Raw genomic sequence first — 20701 nt, 5'->3', positions numbered from 1 at the left:
AAACAGAAAGATCAACTGGTAGTAATCCGTACTGAACATATTATACATTATTTTCAGTATAGTTGAGCTTATTATTGACTAGAGTCATGCTCCATTGGCTGGGCATAACCCGAATCGATCGCCTGATTTCCATGAGCGACCTCAAGTATCGAGCCATCACCAACTCCGGCATTGAGGTTCTGCAGCGGGTGCCCATCCCAGAAGAGCTGATCCCGGCGGATGCCCGTGTGGAGATCGAGGCCAAAAAAGCTGCCGGCTACTACACTGAGGGTGAGGTACTGGATGCGGAGCGGCTGGCCCAAATCCGAGGAAGAGCCTTGGTGGAGTGAGCGGGATCCCTCATGCAAGTGGCTACCTGGAATGTCAACTCCATTCGCACCCGGCTGCCTCAGGTTTTGGCTTGGCTGGACAGCCAGGGATCCCTGGATGTGCTCTGCCTGCAGGAGACTAAGGTGGTGGATGAAGACTTTCCCCGGGCGGCCTTTCAGGAGCGGGGCTTTCATGTGGAGGTCTACGGGCAAAAGTCCTACAACGGTGTGGCTCTGATCAGCCGGGATCCCCCGGAAAAAGTAGAACGGGGGTTTGGTGCGCTGCTGCCTTCGGCGGCAGATTTGGACGAGCAAAAGCGGCTGATGAGCGCCATCTACCGCGGGATCCGTATTCTCAACCTTTATGTGCCCAACGGTTCTGAGGTGGGATCGGAAAAATACGCCTATAAATTGCGCTGGCTAGCCACGCTGAAGGATTACCTCGCCGTTGCCCTGAGCCAAGGGGATCCCATCCTGCTCTGCGGGGACTTTAACATTGCCCTGGAAGATCGGGATATTTACGATCCCCAAAAAGCGGGAGAAATCATGGCTTCCGAACCGGAGCGACAAGCCCTGCGGGAGATCTTGGCTTTGGGGTTTGAGGATGCATTTCGCAAGTTCACCCCCGATCCCGGCCATTTTAGCTGGTGGGACTATCGCTCGGGGGGGTTTCAAAGGAATCGCGGCTGGCGCATTGATCATCATTATCTGTCTCGTGAGCTACAGGAGAAAGCCACCGCTTGCTGGATCGATGTTGAGCCACGGCGGGCGGAAAAACCCAGCGATCATGCCCCTGTCATTGTTGCCCTGGATATTTAAGCGCCTTGTTATAGTCATTTCAAGCTAGGTTGAGACACTCCCCAAACGCTCCCTGCCACTGCCTTCACCCCTTCTCTCAGAGGAAGAGGGGAGCCAGGCGGAAATGTTTCATTCCTGTTTAAATGACCATAACAGCTCATACCAACCAGCCATCCAATTAAAATGGAGCGGCCTCTTCGAGAATTTTCAGCTAGAAATCGCAGGAGCCCCGCACTGTACCCGTAGGGTCAGTGTCGGGAGGAATGCGGAAGTTATGATAGAACCATGACTCAAGTCCTGACCGTCTCCTGCAAGCTCAAGGTGTCCCAGTCGCAAGCCGCAAAGTTGGATGCGACAATGGATGCCTTTGTGCAGGCGTTGAACTGGGTCAACCAAAACACACCAGAAAAAGTAGTCAACGCAGTCAAACTCCAGTCCCTTTGCTATTACCAGATTCGCGCTCGGTTCGGCTTATCCAGTAACTTGGCTCAGCAGGTCTGCAGACGGCTGGCCGGTGCCCGTAAAGTTGCCCGACAGAAAAACCGTCCGGTCAAAGCGTTCAAGAGAGGCTTTGCGACCTACGATGCCCGTATCTTTTCGTTCCGCGAGAAAGACTGGACGGTGTCGCTGACCACGGTGGAGGGTCGGGAGCGCTTTGAGCTGGCGATTGGCCGTTACCAGAGAGAACAGTTGGCAGGCTCCAATCCCAAATCTGCCACTCTGGTCAAGCGTAAAGACGGCTCCTACTCTATTCAGATCTGTGTGGAAGCGGAGCCATCCCCACCGCAAGGCACGGATAGAGTGCTGGGCGTGGATTTGGGAAGGACGGATATTGCCCATACGTCAGAGGGGGACAACTGGAATGGACAGCAGTTGAACCGAATCCGAGACCACTACTCCAAGCTGAGGGCGGTACTCCAACGCAAAGCCAGTAAGGGCACACGCAGTTCGCGGCGCAGATGCAGAGAACTGTTGCAACGGCTGTCTGGCAAGGAGAGACGCTTTCAAACGTGGGTCAATCATCGCATCTCCAAAGCTATTGTCTCTAGGGCAAAAGCTACCAACAGCGCTATTGCTCTGGAAGACTTGACAGGGATCCGGAAAAGAGTCAATCAACAGCCACGCAGCAAAGCCGAACGGCGCAGGGCCAACAGTTGGGCGTTTTATCAACTCCGTCAATTTTTGGAGTGCAAGGCTCTGCGTGCGGGGGTTGCTCTGATTCTTGTGCCGCCTGCCTACACGTCGCAGACCTGCCACCGGTGTTTGCACATTCATCCCGACCCTGCGCAATCCTACCGCAGTGGAAAGAAGTTTAAGTGTGGGCACTGTGGATGGGAAGGAGATGCGGACTTGAATGGTGCAAACGTAATTGCGCTTTTGGGGGCTGCTGTGAACCAGCCTAGAGGTTCGTGGTTGGCTTGCCAACTGCAGGGCTACCGAAAGCCCGCCCTGTACTGCGAAGCAGTCAGGGTCGGGTAGTTTACAACCATTCTGTGTTCGGGGCTGAGCTGAGCCATGCTTTGCTGTAGAGCCTGTTGGTAGTGCAAGTGCATCAGGTCGGGGCCAGGGTGAGCGATATCCGATCCGAGGGCCAGGTTTTGGGTTTGGGAGTGTTGCCGGGCGCAGCGCCGTCGCTGATCTGAGGCCACATTCCAGCAGATGCGATACAGCCAAGTGGAAAACTGGGCCGAGCCGCGAAACCGAGGCAACCCTTTCCAGGCACGAATAAACACTTCCTGTACCAGGTCATCCAAAAGATCGGCTCCACACAAGGGATAGAGGATATTCCGTACCGACTGCTGGTATTTGCGGTAGAGTTGGCGAAAGCTCTGGCTGTCGCCGTTGAGGCAGCGCTGGATCAGCTCCCAATCGGATGTATCCTTTGCCGCCTGCACGAGAGGACGCTCCCTTGTTCTCAACCTTGCTTTGTCTGACTCCCAATGCCCCCAAAAGGTTCAAAGGATCCCTGTCTACGATGGCCCTCCACTTCCCGCCAAGATACCGGCATCTTCTGATTGCCGTTTTCCCTCAAAGGATACCCGCCGGCAGGTGTAGACAAGCCAATCCCTCTTGCCTGTTCGCACTTTCTCAATCCCAATTCTGTTGAATTCTATTGGCTCGTCGACCTACAATTCCAATAACACCAAAAAGAGGGAATGAAAAGCTGATCTTCATGCCTGCCTGGCCATGGCCAAAACAACTCAGATAACCGATAAACCCGATCTGTTTGGATTCCTCTATCGTCACCCGACGCTCACCCTTGCCATTCTGTTGGGGCCACCTCTCATTTGGTTGCTGGTCTTTTACTTGGGGCCGCTGCTGGCGCTGCTGCTGCAAAGTTTTTATCATCTGGATCCCTTTACCGGCCTGATCCTGAGAAAGTTTACTTTGGCCACCTATCGAGAGCTGCTCACTCCGGCCAATGTGGATATCTTTGTCCGCAGCTTGACTATGGCTTTGGCAGTCACTTTGGCTGCCATTGTGTTGGCTTTTCCTCTGGCCTATACCATGGTCAGACTGGCCTCTCCTCGCTGGAAGGGCTTTTTGTACTTGTTGGTGCTCCTACCGCTTTGGTCTAGTTATTTGATTCGGGTTTATGCCTGGAAGTTGATCCTGGCCAAAGAAGGGATCCTCACCTACCTACTCGCCCATGTGGGCCTACAGGGCTGGGTAGAAAAGATTTTGCAGTTGCCCGGGATCGGTGGGCCATCGCTGGCCGTATCCAACTTGGGTATTTTCTTGGTGTTTCTCTATGTTTGGCTGCCCTATATGATTCTGCCGATCCAGGCGGCTTTGGAGCGAGTGCCTGATAGCTTAATTGAGGCTTCTGCAGATTTGGGAGCTCAGGGTTGGCAAACGTTCCGCCATGTTACTCTTCCCCTCGCCTTGCCAGGGATCCTGGCCGGGTCGGTCTTCACCTTTTCCTTAACGCTAGGAGATTTTGTGGTGCCTTATTCTCTGGGCAATTCCAGCTATTTCATCGGGCAGGCAGTTCTCGCCTTTCAGGGCACCTCTGGCAACATTCCCTTGGCGGCAGCCTTCACGGTTGTGCCGATGGGGATCATGACCGTCTATTTGCTAGTGGCCAAGCGGCTGGGGGCTTTTGAATCGGTGAGCTGACCCGATCAAGGATTTTTCCAACACATGAGGAGCCAACTGAGCTAGGCTGGTAACTGTTAACGAATGTATCGGGCTGTCCCTATGGTGCTCTTTGGCTTTGGCAAACTTGGCAAGAAACTGTCCCTGCCCAAACCGGAAGAAGCCTTGCCGGGCCGGGCCGAGCCGATGGTGATCGTGAATCGGCATTTTGTCAATGGCCATCCGCTGCAGCCGCCTTTTCCCGAGGGCATGGAGCTGGCCATGTTTGGCATGGGCTGCTTCTGGGGGGCAGAGCGCAAGTTTTGGCAGGTGCCAGGGGTGTTCAGCACAGCGGTGGGCTATGCCGGCGGGTTTACCCCCAACCCCACCTATGAAGAGGTCTGTACTGGCCTGACCGGCCACAACGAAGTGGTGCGGGTGGTTTACGACCCGGCTCAGGTCAGCTATGCCCAACTGCTGAAGGTGTTTTGGGAAAATCACGACCCTACCCAGGGGATGCGCCAGGGCAATGACGTGGGCACCCAATACCGCTCCGGCATCTATGTGTATTCTCCGGCGCAGCGGGAGCTGGCGGAAAAAACCCGCGATCTCTATCAGCAGGCCCTGACCGCCCACGGCTACGGCCAGATCACCACCGAGATCTTAGACGCGCCTGAGTTTTACTACGCCGAAGACTACCACCAGCAATATCTGGCCAAGAATCCGCGCGGCTACTGCGGCCTGGGGGGCACTAAGGTTTGTCTGCCAGAGATCCTCACCGAGCCCGTCTGATCCACACCCTGACGGATCAAAAGATCCGGCGGGAATGGGATCCCCGCTCAAGGAACTCCCTAGCCACTAGGGTTACCACCGCCAGCAAGGAGAGCACCACCGCCGCCGCATAGGCTGAGCCGGTGGCATAACTGCGGTAGGCATCTTCCACGAACAGGGGCAAGGTCTGGGTGCGGCCAATGATGTTGCCGGAAACCACAGCCACAGCGCCGAACTCCCCCATGGCGCGGGCATTGGTCAAGATGACACCGTACAGAAGGCCCCAGCGGATGTTGGGCAGGGTGATTCTCCAGAAGATCTGCCAGGGGGTCGCCCCCAGCGTTTTGGCGGCTTCTTCCTGGTCGGTGCCTGCCTCCTCCAACACCGGCAACACTTCCCGCGCCACAAAAGGAAGGGTGATGAAAGCCGTTGCCAACACAATGCCCGGAAATGCAAAGATAACCCGCAAGTTCCAGGATCCCAGCCAACCCTGACGCCCGAAGATGAGCACCAGCATTAGGCCGGCCACCACCGGGGAAATGGAAAAGGGCAAGTCGATCAGGCTCAGCAGCAGCGCCCGCCCCGGAAAACGCCGGTGGGCAATGGCCAAGGCGGCACAGAGGCCGAAAAAGGTATTGAGGGGCACAACGACCAGCGCCGTCAGCACCGTCAACCGCAGGGCACTGAGCAACTCCCGCTCCGTCAGGCGATGGAGAAAGGCTGGGATCCCTTCTCGAAACGCCTGATAGAAGATGTTCACCACCGGGATCCCCAGCAGCAGCGCGATGTAGAGCCCGACGATCCCGATCAACAGGCCCGACAGCCAAGGGTTTGTCGATGGCTCCGGCTTGACACCCGATACCCCCTTAGGTTTCATGGCGACTTCCCCAGGCTTGCAGAAGGTTAATTACCACCAGCGACAGGAAAGAGATCCCCAACATCACCGTTCCGATCACCGTTGCCCCGGCATAGTCGTGTTGTTCCAGCCGCTGAATCACCAGCACCGCCGCGATCAAATCCCGAAAGGGAATGCTGGAAGCGATGATCACCACAGAGCCGTATTCCCCAACGGCGCGGGAAAACCCCAGGGCCACCCCGGTGAGCACTGCCGGCAGGATCTGGGGCAGCACCACGCGCCGGAAGGTCTGAAAGCGGGAAGCCCCCAAACTCCAGGCTGCCTCTTCCACATCTTTCTCCAGCTCCTGCAACACCGGCTGCACCGTCCGCACCACAAAGGGAAAAGAAATAAACAGCATCGCCACCCCCACCCCCAAGCGGGTAAAGGAGATGCGGATCCCCAAGGGGGCCAAAAGGGATCCAATCCAGCCGTTGCTGCTGTAAACCGTTGCCAGGGTGAGGCCGGCCACGGCGGTGGGCAAAGCAAACGGCAGATCGATCAACCCCTCGAGAAGCTTTTTGCCGGGGAAGGCGTAGCGCACCAGCACCCAGGCAGTCAGGGTGCCCATCACGCCGTTGATCAGAGCCGCCAGCAACGCGGTTACAAAAGTAACTTCATAGGCGGAGAGGGCCACGGGATCCGTCGCGATCCGCCAAAACTCCGCCCAGCCCACGCTGCTGGACTTGGCAATCAAGGCAGCCAGCGGCAGAATCAACATCAAGAAGAGATAGCCCAGGGTCAGCCGCCACGGCCAAGACAGTTGAGACAAAGCTTGCAGCAACGTTTCTCAAGCTCCCACCGGCATTGCGGTCATCTCGGTTTTTTTGACGGGAAAGGCTTTCACCACCTTGGGGCGCACATAGACCTGCTGCCCCACCTGCAGGGGTTGGTTGGCATATTGCTCGCGGCTGAGATGGGCCCACAGGGATCCGCCATCGCTAAGAATCAGCTCCGCCTGAATCTCCCGACCCAGGTGGATGATCTCCTTAACGCGGGCAGAAACACCACTGCTGCCGGGGTTGACCTCAATCTGCACATCGTGGGGGCGCAAAAAAAGCTGATGCGGGCCGGTCTGCACCTCGGGAAGCTGGCAGGAGAGTTGGGAACGGGGAGAAAGCTCGTTGACTGGGCCGACAAAGCTCATCACAAAGGGTGTAGCTGGATGGTCATAGATTTCTGCCGGGGATCCCACCTGTTCGATCCGCCCCTGGTTCATCACCACGATCTGATCCGCCACCTCCATGGCTTCCTCTTGGTCGTGGGTTACAAATACCGTTGTCACATGCACCTCGTCGTGCAGGCGCCGCAGCCATTTGCGCAGCTCTTTGCGGACTTTGGCATCCAGAGCCCCAAAGGGCTCATCCAACAACAACACCTGCGGCTCCACCGCCAAAGCGCGGGCCAGGGCCACCCGCTGCCGCTGCCCCCCAGAGAGTTGAGAGGGGTAGCGATCCCCGAACCCCGATAGCTGCACCAGCTCCAACAGCTCATCCACTCGCGCCCGGATCTCGGCCCGTGAAGCCTTGCGGATCTCCAAGCCAAAGGCGATGTTCTGCCGCACCGTCATGTGCTTGAACAGGGCATAGTGCTGAAAGACAAAACCAATGTTGCGCTCTTGAACGCTGGCATGGGTAGCATCCCGCCCGGTGAGGAAAATCCGCCCCGTATCCGGCTTTTCTAGGCCGGCAATGAGACGCAGCAGGGTGGATTTGCCAGAACCCGACGGCCCCAACAAGGCCACCAGGGATCCCGTAGGAATGGTGAGATCGGTGGGGTGAAGGGCCTGAAACTCGCCAAAACGCTTCGATACCCCTTCGATGGTGATACCCATAGGTTCTGCCTAGCTAGTGGTTTGCCTGAGAAGTTGCTGGATGGTTGCCGGCTGAGTCTTCTGGAGAGGGTGAGGGCAGTTAAACTCGCGGCTAATCTACGGTAAACCTGTCAACAAACCGTTGATACAGCTCCCAGGATAACTTGAACGGGGATCCAAAACAAGGGAGACTCCCTACAACTGAGCTTGGATGCGGTCAAACAAGGCCCCATCGGCAAAAAAGCGGCTTTGGACAACCTCCCAGCCGCCCAGGTCGGCGACGGTAACCCGCTTCTCAACAGGAGGGTACCGCCAGGCAAACTCTTGGGCCACCGTCGGCTCCACCGGGCGAAAGCCCACCTCGGCAAAGGCCCGCTGCGCTTCTGGGGTGAATAGGTAGTCCACAAAGGCTTCGGCCACGGCACGGGTGCCTTTGCGATCCACATTGGCATCCACCACGGCTACGGGGTTGTCGATGGAAATGTTGGGATCCGGCACCACATAGAACAGGGATTGGCCGCGCAGGCTGGCCAAGATCACCTCATGTTCGTAGGTGAGCAGGGCATCCCCTTGCCCTTTTTGGAAAAAAACATCGGTGGCCTCTCGTGAGTCCCGCGGCAAAATGCGGACATTCTTGTAGACCTGGGTGGTGAAGGCCAGAGCCTGGGGTTCAGGGACAGCGCTCCAGAGGGCTAAAAAGTTCCAGCGGGCGCCCCCTGAGGTCTTGGGGTTGGCGGTAACCACCTGCAAGCCGGGCCGAGCCAGATCTTGCCAAGAGCGGATCCCCTGGGGGTTGCCCTCCCGCGTTACAATTACTGCCACCGAACGGGTAACGATCCCTTGGTTGGGGGTACGGGCTTCCCATCCCGGCTGGATGAGACCCGCAGCCACGAGGCGCTCCACATCCAAAGCCAGGGCCAAGGCCACCACATCGGCATCCAGCCCGTCAATAACTGCCCGCGATTGCGTTGCTGAGCCGCCGTAGCTGCTTTCTACGCGCACCCGTTGCCCCGTTTTCGCCAGCCAGTGGGCCTCAAAGGCAGGAACGATTTTCCGGTAAGCGTCTCGAGTTACCGCAAAGGAGGCCAGGAGAATCGCTACTTCCTCTCTGGATCCCCCTGAGCCCATACCGCTGACACAACCACTGAGGCCAAGAAGAAGGCCAAAAATTAGGGATCCCATCCCCAGCCACCGCCCCATGCTCACCGGCAGCCTGCGGATCCCGGCCCCAACTCTCCCAGACCAGACCACCTCGATTGCTGAGGGGATCCCCCATTTGTTCGCAGGTGTCCCTTCAGTGTTCATAGCAATCCCCAAAAACTTCTCCTCCTCCTCAGAGGGAGTCCGCCCTCACCCCCAACCCCCCTCCCAAAAGGGGAGGGGACCAGCGCCAGGACTCTTCCCGTCTTATTCTACGGTAAGCCAGTCGGTAAACCGTTTTTAGTTCTCTGGGGATCTCTAGGGGGAGCAGGTGGCGAGGATTGGCGGATCGGAGATTAAAGCCAGAGCAGCCTTGAGGATCCCGGGATCCTCTGGAGAAGGGCGCAACTGAAACCCCAGCCGCTGACACAGGCGGCGCATGGCCTCGTTTTCGCAAAGAACCTCGCCGGTGAGGTGCTGGATCCCTTCGCAGCGGGCCACCTGAATGAGGCGGGTCAACAGCTCTGTGCCAATCCCTTGCCGTTGGTAGGGATCCGCCACCAGCATGGCAAACTCTGCTTCTTGGGGAAAGCCATGTTTTCTGGAGAGGCGGCTGATGCCGAGGATTAAGGACTTCGTCCCGCTGACGCGATTGGCCTCTGGCTCCTGTTTTTCTGCTACTAAGGCAATCTCGCGGTCGTAATCGTTAAAGCAAATGCGGGTAAGGCGCTCGTGGGCGATGCGGGCGCTGTATTTGATCGGGTGGAAGTAGCGCAGATAGACGCTGTAATCGGAGACGTGGCGGTGAAAATCGATCACCAAAGGCTCGTCTTCAGGGCGAATGGGGCGAATGGTGATGCCGTCCCGGAAGCTCCAGATGTACTGGGTGGGATAGGGGCGGATGGCCAAGGGCACCTGGGGATCCTGCTCGGTTCGCAAAATGACGCGGGCATCCAAAGCCAGCAGGCCCTCGCTGGAAGCCAGCAGCGGATTGATGTCGATCTCTTTAATCTCCCGCTGCTCGGCCACCAGTTGGCTAAAGCGCACCAAGAGCTGTTCCAGGGCCTCCAGATCGACGGCTGGGCGTCCGCGTACCCCCCTGAGGGCCTTGTAGATGAGGGTGTTTTCCATCAGGCGCCGCGCCAAGGTGGTGTTGAGGGGGGGAAGGCCAATGGAGCGATCCTGAAACACCTCCACCAGTTGTCCGCCACTGCCAAACAGCAACACCGGCCCAAACTGGGGATCCTGGCTGCTCCCCAGGATCAGCTCATAGCCATCCGTGTCCACCATCGGCTGCACCGTGACCCCCTGGAAGTGCTCCGGCCCCGCTTTCTCGCTGACGTTGCGGAGGATTTGCCCGAAGGCCCGGCGCACCGCCTCAGCATCGGGCAGGTTGAGCTGCACGCCGCCCACATCGGTTTTGTGGGTGAGGGTGTGGGAGTAGAGCTTCACCACCACCGGGTAACCCATGGCCTCGGCAGCTTCCACTGCTGCTTCGGGGCTCTCGGCCACCCGCGTCGGCACCACGGGGATCCCGTAGGCGGCCAGGATTTCCTTAGATTCGACCTCCGTGAGAAGCGTGCGGCCTTCCCGCCTCGCCTGGGCAAGGGTTTGCTGCACTTTTTCCTGCTCCACTGGCCTGGTGGGAGCCAGGGTGGGGGTTTCGTAGAGGGCCTTGAGGTTGTAGCTAAATCGCCACAAATAGCCGAACACCCGCGCCGCTTGATCCGGGTAGCGGTAGGTGGGGATCCCGGCTTGGTTGAGGATGTGCTCGCCCGCATCCACGCCAGCTCCCCCCATCCAACTGGCCAGGATAGGCTGCCGGGATCCACTGCGCCGCCAGGTCTCCACCACTTTCTCGGCAGTGGCCGTGGGATCCGTCATGGCTTGGGGGGTGAGGATGACCAGACAGCCCTGGCTGTCGGGATCTTGCAACACCACTTCCAAAACTTGGGCAAAGCGCTCCGGATCGGCATCCCCCAAAATATCAATGGGATTGCCGTGGCTCCAGTGGGGGGGCAAGAGCTGGTTAAGCTGCTCCAGGGTTTGGGGGGAGAGCTGGGCCAGGGATCCCCCGGCGCGGATGAGGGCATCGGTGGCCAGCACCCCTGGCCCGCCGGCATTGGTGAGGATGGTCAGGTGAGGGCCCTGAGGACGGGGCTGTTTGGACAGCACCTCCGCCAGGTCGAAGAGATCTTCAATGTGATCCACCCGCAGCACGCCGCAACGGCGGAAGGCCGCATCCAACACTGCGTCGCTGCCGGTGAGGGAGCCCGTGTGGGAAGCGGCTGCTTGGGCTGCCGCCTGGGTGCGCCCCGCCTTGATGACAATGATGGGCTTGCTCAGGGCCACCTCTCGGGCCGCGGACAGAAAAGAGCGGGCATCCCCGATGGATTCCATGTACAAGACAATGCTGTGGGTATGGGGATCCTCGCCCAAGTAGTCGATTAAGTCTCCCCAGCCCACATCCAGCATGGATCCCAGGGAGATAAAGGCGCTGAAGCCCACATTTTCCTGCAGGCTCCAGTCCAGGATCGAGGTGCACAGGGCCCCACTTTGGCTGATGAAGCCCACATTGCCGGGCCGGGCCATCTGGGCAGCAAAGGTGGCGTTTAAGCCCGTGTGGGGGTTTTGGATCCCCAGGCAGTTGGGGCCAATCAAGCGCAGCTTCCCAAGGACTCCGTCCCGCTGACGCGATTGGATAGTCTGCTGAATTTGCTTCTCCAGCTCCCAGCCAGCAGGGCCCGTTTCCTTGAAGCCTGCTGAAAGAACAATGGCGCCCTTGACCCCGGCTTCTACGCACTCCTGCACCACCTTGGGCACCCCCGCTGCCGGAATGGCGATAATGGCCAGATCCACCGGCTCCGGCAGAGCGGACAGCCGCTCGTAGGCCCGGATCCCCAACACCTGGTGCCGCTTGGGATTGACCGGGTAAACCGTGCCGCCAAAGGGGTGGCTAATGAGGTTCCACAACACCGTCCGCCCCACGCTGCCCTCCCGCTCCGTGGCCCCCACCACCGCCACCGAACGGGGCAGAAAAATGGGATTCAGGGGATGGGATCGGGCCCTCCAGATATCCACACTGGGATCCAGTCGTTGCCACATACCCTACTCCTTAGGCCAACACTGGTTCCGGCTGGTGGTAGAGAGCAGAATCCACCCGGCAGCCCCGATAGGCCAAAACGTACAGCTCCTTCATGTCTTGAATGAGGGGATAGCGGGGGTTGGCGCCGGTGCATTGGTCGTCAAAGGCTTGCTCCGCCATCGCCTCCAGACGGTCGTAAAACTCCCGCTCTTTCTCCCCCAGGGCCTCGCGAATGGTGGCCGGGATCTCCAGTTTCCGCTTGAGCTCTTCGATGGCCTCAATCAGGCGCATGACCTTTTCATCGTCATCCGCCCCGCCCAACTGTAGGTAATCGGCAATTTCCGCGTAGCGGTGCTTGGCGTTGGGATAGCGGTATTGGGGAAAGATGGCCTGCTTAAAGGGGGCGTCGGTGGCGTTGTAGCGGATGACGTGGGTGATCATCAGGGCATTGGCCAGGCCGTGGGGCAGATGGAAGGTGGATCCCAGCTTGTGGGCCAGGGAGTGGCACACCCCCAAAAAGGCGTTGGCAAAGGCCATGCCGGCAATGGTGGCGGCGTAGTGGACTTTTTCCCGCGCTTCGGGATCCTCGGCGCCCTTCTCGTAGGCCCGCGGCAGGTAGGTCATCAGGAGCTTGATGGCCTGCAGGGCCAGCCCATCGGTAAAGTCGCTGGCCATCACCGACACATAGGCTTCCAGAGCGTGGGTGAGGGCATCGATGCCGCCATAAGCCGTTAGCTTCTTGGGCATCTTTAAGGTGAGATCCGGATCCACAATGGCCATGGTGGGGGTGAGGGCGTAGTCCGCCAGGGGGTATTTGATCCCCACCCGGTCATCGGTCACTACGGCAAAGGGCGTTACCTCGGATCCCGTGCCGGAAGTGGTGGGGATGCAGATGAGCTGAGCTTTTTGCCCCAGTGGGGGCAGCTCGTAAACCCGCTTGCGGATGTCCATAAAGCGCATCGCCAAGCCATCAAACTCCACCTGGGGCTGCTCGTACATCAGCCACATCACCTTGGCCGCATCCATCGGGGATCCCCCGCCGACCGCGATGATCACATCCGGTTGAAACTGGCGCAACTGCTCCAGACCGCGATTGACGTTGCTGAGGGTGGGATCCGGCTCTACATCGTGGTACACATCCCAGCTCACGCGAATCTCATCCAAAACCTGGGTGATGGGATGCAACATGCCCAGTTCAAAGAGCGGCTTATCGGTCACCAAAAAGGCGCGTTTTTTGCCGGCCAATTCCCGCAGAGCAATGGGTAGACATCCGGGCTTGAAGTAAACCTTGGGCGGGATCCGAAACCAGAGCATGTTTTCCCGGCGTTGGGTCACGGTTTTGAGGTTGAGCAGGTGATGCGGCCCCACATTGTCGGAGACAGAGTTGCCCCCCCAAGTGCCACAGCCCAAGGTCAGAGAGGGATCCAGCTTGAAGTTGTAGAGATCCCCAATGGCCCCTTGTGAAGAGGGAGTGTTGATCAAGACTCGACCGGTTTGCAGGGCATTCTCAAAGTAGGCAATATCGTCTCGATTGGCGGGATCTGTATACAAAACAGAGGTGTGTCCCCGCCCGCCGAAATTGACCAGTTGGACAGCAACATCTACGGCGCTGTGGAAATCGTTGGCGCGGTAGAGGGCCAGAACAGGGGCCAATTTTTCGTAGGAGAAGGGCTCCTCCGGCCCCACCTTCTCCACTTCCCCAATCAGCAGTTTGGTGCCTTCGGGTACCTGGATACCGGCCAGGGCAGCGATGGTCTGCACCGACTGGCCCACAATGGCCGGATTGAGGCGACCGTCTTTGAGAAGGATGCGGCGCACGGCTTCGGTTTGTTCCAGATCCAAAATGTAGGCCCCCCGATGGCGAAACTCGGCCTTGACCTGCTCGTAGATGGCATCCACCACCACCACTGCCTGTTCTGAGGCACAGATCATGCCGTTGTCGAAGGTCTTGCTCAACAAAATCGAGCTGACAGCCATGGGAATATCGGCACTGGCATCGATCACTGCCGGGGTATTGCCCGCTCCCACCCCCAAAGACGGGTGGCCCGAAGAATAGGCCGCTTTAACCATGCCAGGCCCGCCGGTAGCCAAGATCAGCTTCACCTCAGGATGCTGCATCAAAGCCTGGGACAGCTCGATGGTGGGCTCGTCGATCCAGCCGATCAACCCCACAGGAGCGCCCGCTGCCTCGGCAGCTTCCTTAACCACTTTGGCTGCGGCAATAGTACATTTTTTGGCGCGGGGATGAGGGGAAAAGATAATGCCGTTGCGGGTTTTTAGGGTGATCAGAGCCTTGAAAATGGTCGTTGACGTGGGGTTGGTTACCGGCACAATACCTGCCAAAAGCCCTACTGGTTCAGCAATGCGCTCGTAGCCAAAGCTCTCATCCCGCTCGATAACCCCGCAGGTTTTCTCGTGTTTGTATTTGTTGTAAATGTATTCCGAGGCAAAGTGATTTTTGATCACCTTGTCCTCCACAATACCCATGCCGGTTTCCTGTACCGCCAGCTTGGCCAACGGGATCCGTTCGTTGTTGGCAGCCAGAGCGGCTCTGTGAAAAATCCGGTCTACCTGTTCTTGGGTGAAAGTTGCATATTCAGCTTGGGCAGCCTTCACCTGCTGGATCAAGGTTTCCAGCTCGGCTAGATTGGTTACTGGCATCGGTGGATCCCTCCAAAACTCATCAAGACTTAGACGATAGGAACAATTGACAATCGGATAGTTGGAAATAGTCGAATAACCCGAATGGCAATCTAGGCGCCAACAGGAGCAGGAACTTGGATTTCGGTGGTCAGGGTGGGAGGATGGGTGAGCGTATTGTGAATGATGCAGGCATCAACTGCTTTTTCCAGCCCCTTTTGATGCCTTCCGTCCAGCGGGATCCCAGTTTTTACACGAATGTGAATGTTGTCTAGGCGAGCCGGATGCTCAACTTTCTCCGCCGTGACCACCACAGCCAACCCACTGGGATCCAACTGTCGCGCTTCCAGATATTTGACGGCATAAAAACCAACACAGGCACCCAGAGAAGCCAAAAACCATTCCGGCGGCGTCATTCCCTGATCTCGACCGTGGTTGTCCAAAGGCTGATCGCTGAGAATGCGGTGCCCTCGGCTTTCCGCTTGGAACTGAACACCATCGCGGTAGGTGACGCAAACTTCCATTGGGGATCCCTCCTCTTGGGGTATTCTTCAGTTCACATAGAGTCCGTAAAGTTAGCCTGGGGATCAACTTGGATTCCAGTCAGCTCAGGGCCAATCTGGAGACGGTGCAGAGATTAACTGTGAATCACTTCGGATCTGAGCATGACCTGGCTATGCTGACCCAAGCCGCAACTGCAGAATTGTCAAATAGCCACCAGTCCTTGATCCCGAAAGATTTGTAAGGCGTGATTCACCTGTTCGGGTGTGGGTGGATCGACATCGGCAAGGGTGTAAGGCAATCCCAATTGCTGCCATTTGTATTCCCCCATCTTGTGAAAGGGCAAAACTTCCACTCGCTCCACGTTGGATAAGGTGGCCACAAACTCGGCCAGACCCTTAATGTTTTCCTCGGGATCCGTCAAGCCGGGAACCAGCACAAAACGAATCCAGGTGGGCTTGTGGATCTGGTCTAAATAGCGGGCCAGATTAAGAGTGGGTTCTAGCGAAACGCCGGTGACCTTTCGATACAGCTCCGGCAGATAAGACTTGATATCCAGCAACACCAAATCTGTATGCTCCAACACAGGCTTGGCTGCTTCCAGTTGCCCATAGCCAGAAGTATCCAAAGCCGTGTGCAAGCCCAACTCATGACAGCGACGGAAGATCTCAGCTACAAAGGTGGGTTGCATTAAAGGCTCTCCCCCGGTAGCCGTAACTCCCCCCCCTCGCAAGTAATTCTTGTAACGTTGGATCTCGGCAATTAAAGACTCAACCGTAACAAGCTGTCCCGCCTGCGGATCCCGACAGTCAGGGTTGTGGCAATACAAACAGCGAAGTGGACAACCCTGTGTAAAAATTACGAAGCGGATTCCTGGCCCATCGACGGTGCCACAGGTTTCCACCGAGTGAATGCGCCCAGCAATTGGTGTCAGGGGGTTCATAACGGTATCCATACTTTTATCCTGGATGACTTTTGCAAAATATCAATCAATCTTGAGGTTTTCTTCCAGATTGCTAACTCAGGTTAAATAGAACACAGTTTCCATTTCTCTTTGGATTAGGTTGGGACTAGATTTTTTTAGATCCCTAGGGTCTTTTAGCTAGACCGCTGCTATCCTGGCTGGAAGGGAGAAAGGGGGATAAAAAGCCGAAAGGGCAGCTTGGGGATCCCACCCAGCTCAGACCGATGGGTCGTGTGGGCTAGGCACGGAGGTATCCACCGTGATGCCGTGCAGGCGGTGGGCCTTGGGATCAAAATCCTTCGGGAAATGGGTATAGGCATCGACATCTGCGTGATCCAGCAGGGCGCCTTCTAAGAGGGCCTCTCGAAAATCGCTGCCAAAGAGGAGACATCCCCGCAGATCGGCTCCCAATAGGTTGGCTCCGCTGAAGTCGGCAAAACTGAGATCGCACCCCCGCAAATTGGCCCCCGCCAAGTTGGCCCCACTGAAATCGGCATAGCTGAGATCGGCGCCAGCCAAATGGATCCCCTGCAGCTCAGCCCCCTGCAAATCGATCTCCCGAAAATCGCGCCGTCCTGAGGCATACTGGCTGACCAGATCCGCAGCGCTACAAACAGTCATGATCATCGGGCCTCCTCGGTTATCGATGGGGGATCCCTTCCATCGACCCCGGTATGGGCGGACTTCAGGGATCCCCAGGCTGGTCTTTTAGCAGTGTTGATGGAACGTGCGGTTAATGACATCCAGTTGCTGCTCGCGGGTGAGCTTGATGAAGTTCACCGCATAGCCGGAAACCCGGATGGTGAGCTGTGGGTAGAGCTCCGGGTGCTCCATGGCATGCAGCAGGGTCTCGCGGTTGAGAACATTGACGTTGAGGTGGAAACCGCCATCCCGCATGTAGCCATCCAGCAGCCCCACTAGATTGGCAACCCGCTCCTCCGCTGTGCGACCTAGGGCCGCCGGCACAATCGAGAAGGTGTTGGAGATCCCATCCAGAGCGTCGTCGTAGGGCAGCTTGGCCACCGAAGCCAGCGACGCCACCGCCCCCTTGGTGTCCCGGCCGTGCATGGGGTTGGCCCCTGGGGCAAAGGGCTCGCCCGCTCGCCGCCCGTCGGGGGTGTTGCCGGTTTTCTTGCCGTAGACCACGTTGGAGGTGATGGTGAGGATGGACTGGGTGGGGATGGCATTGCGGTAGGTCTTGTGCTTGCGCAGCTCGGCCATGAAGGTCTGCACCAGTTGCACCGCAATGGAGTCAACTCGGTCGTCGTTGTTGCCGTATTTGGGGAAGTCGCCCTCCACCGCGTAATCCACCACTAGGCCCCGCTCATCCCGGATGGCCCGTACCCGCGCGTATTTGATGGCGGATAGGGAGTCGGCTGTTACCGACAGGCCGGCCAACCCAAAGGCCATGGTGCGCAGCACGTCCCGGTCGTGCAGGGCCATCTCCAGGCGCTCGTAGCAGTACTTGTCGTGCATGTAGTGGATGATGTTCATGGTGTTGACGTAGGTTTTGGCCAGCCAGGCCATCATCTGCGCCATGCGCGGCCACACCTCGTTGTAGTCCAGGACATCGGCGGTGATGGGGGCGAAAGCAGGAGCCACCTGCTCGCCGGAGATCTCATCCCGACCGCCGTTGATGGCATAGAGCAGGCACTTGGCCAAGTTCACCCGCGCCCCAAAGAACTGCATTTGCTTGCCGATGCGCATGGCCGACACGCAGCAGGCGATGCCGTAGTCATCTCCCCAGTAGGGGCGCATCAAGTCGTCGTTTTCGTACTGGATGGAGCTGGTTTCAATGGAGACCTTGGCGCAGTAGCGCTTGAAGGCTTCCGGCAGCCGCTCCGACCAGAGCACGGTCAAGTTGGGCTCTGGCGCCGGCCCCAGGTTGTAAAGGGTGTGCAGCATGCGGAAGCTGGTTTTGGTAACCAAAGGCCGCCCATCCAGGCCCATGCCGCCGATGCACTCGGTAACCCAGGTGGGATCCCCGCTGAATAGCTCGTTGTACTCGGGCGTGCGCAAAAACCTGACCATGCGCAGCTTCATAACAAAGTGGTCAATGAGCTCCTGGGCCTCTTCCTCGGTGAGGATCCCGGCCTGCAGATCCCGCTCGATGTAGATGTCCAGGAAGGTGGACACCCGCCCCAAGGACATGGCCGCCCCGTTTTGCTCCTTGACGGCTGCCAGGTAGGCCAGGTACAGCCATTGGATGGCTTCGCGGGCGTTGGCTGCCGGACGGCCCAGGTCAAACCCGTAGCGGGATCCCATCTCTTTCAGCTCTTGTAGGGCCTTAATCTGCTCGGAGAGCTCCTCCCGCAGGCGGATGGTCTCTTCGTCCATCGTGTCCAGGTCTAGACTGGCTTTTTGGGCCTGCTTGTCTTCGATGAGCCGATCCACCCCGTAGAGGGCCACCCGCCGGTAGTCCCCAATGATGCGACCCCGACCGTAGGCATCGGGCAGGCCGGTGATAATCCCGGAGCGGCGGCAGCGGCGCATCTCTTCGGTATAGGCGTCAAAAACGCCGTCGTTGTGGGTTTTGCGGTACTGGGTAAAAATTTCCTTGGTGCGGGGATCCAGCTCGTAGCCATAGGCTTTGAGGGAAGACTCCACCACGCGGATGCCGCCAAAGGGCATGATGGCCCGCTTCAGGGGTTTGTCCGTCTGCAGCCCCACAATTTGTTCCAACTCTGGGTCGATATAGCCAGGGGCGTGGCTGGTGATGGTAGAGGGAACGGCAGTATCGGCGTCCAGGATCCCTCGCTCTCGCTCCAGAGCCATCAAATCCTTGACCTTGGCCCACAGCCGCTGGGTGCGCTCGGTGGCTGCAGCTAAGAAGGTTTCATCACCGGTGTAGGGGGTGTAATTGCGCTGAATAAAGTCTCTGACGTCGATGGAGCGCTGCCAGGCTCCCGTTGCAAAATCGCTCAAAACTTTTTGACCGGCTGCGTTGGATCCTGTCCTTGGTTCCGCCTTCAATTCTGTAGGTGATGCTACAGAACGCTGCACACTGGCAACCATAACAATCCTCCCGGCTATTACGCCTGATAATCTATCGACAGGGCGAGGCAGCACCCCGGCCTTTGCCCCACGCAGGCTCTAAAAGAGAGCTAAAGAACCAATAGATCTCTGCAAGGCTTATAGGGATCCTACGAAGGGCTTTTAGCAACTCTTCTGTTTCTTTTTTAGGCGTTCTAAATACACCTCGCCTGATTTAATTTTAGTCCCTTGCGCTCTGAGGATATTTTCGGTTGCGTGATTTTTTAATCTTATTTTCATCCTATTTTTTAATGCTGTTTTAATATCTTCTTAACGTTGTTTTACGCTTTTCCATCGGCAAATGGCGGGCCTATGCTGAGGTAGGACGGCCCAGGTCGTCTGTTGCCGTGAGAACGTCAGGATACTCGGCCTTTGCCTTAGCAGTGCCTTGCTCTATGAACCAGTCCAATCGAATCGTCCAAGGGATCCATCACCTGCACTTCTATCTTTGGGATCTGCCCCGTTGGCAGGAACACTTTTGTCAGGTTTGGGGCTTCCGAATGGAAGGACAGCTCGGCAGTACCCTCTGTCTGCGTCAGGGATCCCTGCGCTTGCGCCTATCTCAGCCGGCTCACGCCGGGGATGAGGTGGATCGCTATTTGCAGCAACATTCGCCTGGGGTGGTGGATGTGGCCTTGGCGGTGGAGGAGCAAGAGCTGTTGGGCTTGGCAGAGCTTTTGCAGAGGCGAGGAGCCCAAGTGGAGTGGATCCCGGCAGAAGAGGAAGGCGGCCCCACTCTGCGCCTGCGCACCCCCTATGGACTTCGGCATTCTTTGCTCCCCGGCTCAGGGATCCCCGATTCAGCCCCTGCTGAGGAGAACCTGTTTTCCCACTGGGATCACCTGGTATTGAACGTGGAGCAGGGATCCCTGCAGGCAGCGGCGGATTGGTATGGGCAGGTGCTGGGTTGGCGGTCTCTGTATCGCTATAGCATCCGCACCAACACCTCTGGCCTAGAAAGTGTGGTGGTGGGAGATCCTGAAGCCGGGATCCAGTTGGCCATCAACGAGCCCACCTGTGCCGCTTCCCAGATCCAGGAGTTTTTGGATGCCCATCATGGCCCTGGCCTGCAACATGCGGCGTTGCACAGCTCAGATGTCTTCGCCAGTGTGCGCCGGCTGCAACAGGGAGGCGTAAACTTTCTGCAGGTGCCACCGGAGTACTACACAAACCTGGCAAGGGAGCTGGCCTCTGGAGCAGTACTCCCTTCTGGTGGGTTGCCCACCATCTCCTGGCACGACTTGGTGGAGCAGCAGCTCCTTTTGGATACCACCTTGCCTGCCTCTGATTCCCGACACCCCCCCCTGTTGTTGCAAACCTTCACTCAGCCTCTGTTTGGCCGGCCCACGTTTTTTTTCGAGGTCATCCAACGGTTGGGTGGAGCCACAGGCTTTGGCGAAGCCAACTTTCAAGCCCTGTTTGAAGCTCTAGAACGCCAACAGCGACAACGGTAGCAAGCCCTGGTCTGCTAACACCCTTGTTCTAGGGATCCAGTGGGAGCACCAGGGGAATGTCTCCAGTTAATCAACACGATTGATTGCCCCTGAGTTTCCAGCCAATATTCGGGTATGCGGAAGGCGTTGACATCCTCCCCGGCCTGAAGGCCGGAGATTCCTACCACGCTGCGCATGGATGGCTCCTTGCGCAGTCGTCTCGGCGGGTTCCTGCTTCCGAC

General features: G+C 57.8%; 16 protein-coding genes and 1 pseudogene. 6 read left to right on the top strand and 11 right to left on the bottom strand.

The window, feature by feature from the left end:
- Positions 1-86: 86 nt before the first annotated feature.
- The 3 genes and pseudogenes from ACVW0B_RS12710 to ACVW0B_RS12700 all read left to right on the top strand — a co-directional run.
- A pseudogene (locus ACVW0B_RS12710) lies at positions 87-329 on the top strand (GTP cyclohydrolase II); the annotation flags it as partial.
- A gap of 12 nt (positions 330-341) precedes the next feature.
- Positions 342-1127 carry an exodeoxyribonuclease III gene (xth, locus tag ACVW0B_RS12705; RefSeq protein WP_457385664.1) on the top strand — a complete coding sequence of 262 codons (786 nt, stop codon included), beginning with the start codon at positions 342-344 and terminating at the stop codon, positions 1125-1127.
- Between the two features lie 264 nt (positions 1128-1391).
- The gene (locus ACVW0B_RS12700; RefSeq protein ID WP_457491856.1) at positions 1392-2585 is read left to right on the top strand and encodes an RNA-guided endonuclease InsQ/TnpB family protein; all 1194 of its coding nucleotides are present in this window, start codon (positions 1392-1394) and stop codon (positions 2583-2585) included.
- Here the strand turns inward: ACVW0B_RS12700 and ACVW0B_RS12695 are convergent.
- Positions 2540-3001 (bottom strand): sigma-70 family RNA polymerase sigma factor, encoded by a 462-nt coding sequence (locus tag ACVW0B_RS12695; protein ID WP_011431900.1) that lies wholly within the window; start codon positions 2999-3001, stop codon positions 2540-2542. The two genes, ACVW0B_RS12700 and ACVW0B_RS12695, sit on opposite strands and share 46 nt — an antisense overlap.
- A gap of 292 nt (positions 3002-3293) precedes the next feature.
- Between ACVW0B_RS12695 and ACVW0B_RS12690 the strand changes: the two genes are divergently transcribed.
- Both ACVW0B_RS12690 and msrA read left to right on the top strand, forming a co-directional pair.
- Positions 3294-4226: an ABC transporter permease gene (locus ACVW0B_RS12690; protein WP_457491855.1), complete on the top strand. Its 933-nt coding sequence runs from the start codon at positions 3294-3296 to the stop codon at positions 4224-4226.
- Positions 4227-4307: 81 nt separating this feature from the next.
- A complete protein-coding gene (msrA, locus tag ACVW0B_RS12685) occupies positions 4308-4976 on the top strand; it encodes a peptide-methionine (S)-S-oxide reductase MsrA (protein WP_414330118.1) in 669 nt (222 codons plus the stop codon).
- Between the two features lie 16 nt (positions 4977-4992).
- Here msrA and cysW read toward each other — a convergent pair whose 3' ends face one another.
- From cysW to pflB, 10 genes are all read right to left on the bottom strand, one after another.
- Complete coding sequence (gene cysW, locus ACVW0B_RS12680; protein WP_414389084.1) at positions 4993-5832, bottom strand: sulfate ABC transporter permease subunit CysW; 840 nt, start codon at positions 5830-5832, stop codon at positions 4993-4995.
- The gene (gene cysT / locus ACVW0B_RS12675) at positions 5822-6634 is read right to left on the bottom strand and encodes a sulfate ABC transporter permease subunit CysT (protein ID WP_011431904.1); all 813 of its coding nucleotides are present in this window, start codon (positions 6632-6634) and stop codon (positions 5822-5824) included. Before cysT ends, cysW begins: the two co-directional genes overlap by 11 nt.
- A 6-nt stretch (positions 6635-6640) precedes the next feature.
- The gene (locus ACVW0B_RS12670; protein ID WP_457491854.1) at positions 6641-7684 is read right to left on the bottom strand and encodes a sulfate/molybdate ABC transporter ATP-binding protein; all 1044 of its coding nucleotides are present in this window, start codon (positions 7682-7684) and stop codon (positions 6641-6643) included.
- A gap of 174 nt (positions 7685-7858) precedes the next feature.
- Positions 7859-8863 (bottom strand): sulfate ABC transporter substrate-binding protein, encoded by a 1005-nt coding sequence (locus ACVW0B_RS12665; protein ID WP_457385683.1) that lies wholly within the window; start codon positions 8861-8863, stop codon positions 7859-7861.
- Between the two features lie 258 nt (positions 8864-9121).
- A complete protein-coding gene (locus ACVW0B_RS12660; RefSeq protein ID WP_457491853.1) occupies positions 9122-11908 on the bottom strand; it encodes a bifunctional acetate--CoA ligase family protein/GNAT family N-acetyltransferase in 2787 nt (928 codons plus the stop codon).
- A 10-nt stretch (positions 11909-11918) separates the two neighbouring features.
- A complete protein-coding gene (gene adhE, locus ACVW0B_RS12655; protein ID WP_457491852.1) occupies positions 11919-14549 on the bottom strand; it encodes a bifunctional acetaldehyde-CoA/alcohol dehydrogenase in 2631 nt (876 codons plus the stop codon).
- A gap of 92 nt (positions 14550-14641) precedes the next feature.
- A complete protein-coding gene (locus ACVW0B_RS12650; RefSeq protein WP_414389091.1) occupies positions 14642-15052 on the bottom strand; it encodes an OsmC family protein in 411 nt (136 codons plus the stop codon).
- 182 nt (positions 15053-15234) lie between these two features.
- On the bottom strand, positions 15235-15984 hold the full coding sequence (gene pflA / locus ACVW0B_RS12645; RefSeq protein WP_011431910.1) for a pyruvate formate-lyase-activating protein: 750 nt from the start codon (positions 15982-15984) through the stop codon (positions 15235-15237).
- 225 nt (positions 15985-16209) lie between these two features.
- On the bottom strand, positions 16210-16620 hold the full coding sequence (locus ACVW0B_RS12640) for a pentapeptide repeat-containing protein (RefSeq protein WP_457491851.1): 411 nt from the start codon (positions 16618-16620) through the stop codon (positions 16210-16212).
- Between the two features lie 81 nt (positions 16621-16701).
- Positions 16702-19008 (bottom strand): formate C-acetyltransferase, encoded by a 2307-nt coding sequence (gene pflB, locus ACVW0B_RS12635; RefSeq protein ID WP_457491850.1) that lies wholly within the window; start codon positions 19006-19008, stop codon positions 16702-16704.
- Between the two features lie 413 nt (positions 19009-19421).
- Here pflB and ACVW0B_RS12630 point away from each other — a divergent pair, with 413 nt between their 5' ends.
- Positions 19422-20480, top strand: a complete 1059-nt coding sequence (locus tag ACVW0B_RS12630; RefSeq protein WP_457491849.1) for a VOC family protein — start codon at positions 19422-19424, stop codon at positions 20478-20480.
- The last annotated feature ends 221 nt before the right edge of the window (positions 20481-20701 follow it).

Source organism: Thermostichus sp. MS-CIW-23 (genome assembly GCF_054059455.1).
Note: the sequence above shows the minus strand (reverse complement) of the source record. Positions and strands in the feature narration are given on the sequence as shown.

Excerpts from the sequence above, each read along its gene's own strand:
- xth (WP_457385664.1), top strand. The coding sequence starts at position 342 with ATGCAAGTGGCTACCTGGAATGTCAACTCCATTCGCACCCGGCTGCCT.
- ACVW0B_RS12630 (WP_457491849.1), top strand. The coding sequence starts at position 19,422 with ATGAACCAGTCCAATCGAATCGTCCAAGGGATCCATCACCTGCACTTC.
- cysW (WP_414389084.1), bottom strand. The coding sequence starts at position 5,832 with ATGAAACCTAAGGGGGTATCGGGTGTCAAGCCGGAGCCATCGACAAAC.
- pflB (WP_457491850.1), bottom strand. The coding sequence starts at position 19,008 with ATGGTTGCCAGTGTGCAGCGTTCTGTAGCATCACCTACAGAATTGAAG.
- msrA (WP_414330118.1), top strand. The coding sequence starts at position 4,308 with ATGGTGCTCTTTGGCTTTGGCAAACTTGGCAAGAAACTGTCCCTGCCC.
- ACVW0B_RS12690 (WP_457491855.1), top strand. The coding sequence starts at position 3,294 with ATGGCCAAAACAACTCAGATAACCGATAAACCCGATCTGTTTGGATTC.
- ACVW0B_RS12660 (WP_457491853.1), bottom strand. The coding sequence starts at position 11,908 with ATGTGGCAACGACTGGATCCCAGTGTGGATATCTGGAGGGCCCGATCC.
- ACVW0B_RS12700 (WP_457491856.1), top strand. The coding sequence starts at position 1,392 with ATGACTCAAGTCCTGACCGTCTCCTGCAAGCTCAAGGTGTCCCAGTCG.
- pflA (WP_011431910.1), bottom strand. The coding sequence starts at position 15,984 with ATGGATACCGTTATGAACCCCCTGACACCAATTGCTGGGCGCATTCAC.
- ACVW0B_RS12650 (WP_414389091.1), bottom strand. The coding sequence starts at position 15,052 with ATGGAAGTTTGCGTCACCTACCGCGATGGTGTTCAGTTCCAAGCGGAA.
- adhE (WP_457491852.1), bottom strand. The coding sequence starts at position 14,549 with ATGCCAGTAACCAATCTAGCCGAGCTGGAAACCTTGATCCAGCAGGTG.
- ACVW0B_RS12665 (WP_457385683.1), bottom strand. The coding sequence starts at position 8,863 with ATGGGGCGGTGGCTGGGGATGGGATCCCTAATTTTTGGCCTTCTTCTT.
- ACVW0B_RS12640 (WP_457491851.1), bottom strand. The coding sequence starts at position 16,620 with ATGATCATGACTGTTTGTAGCGCTGCGGATCTGGTCAGCCAGTATGCC.
- ACVW0B_RS12670 (WP_457491854.1), bottom strand. The coding sequence starts at position 7,684 with ATGGGTATCACCATCGAAGGGGTATCGAAGCGTTTTGGCGAGTTTCAG.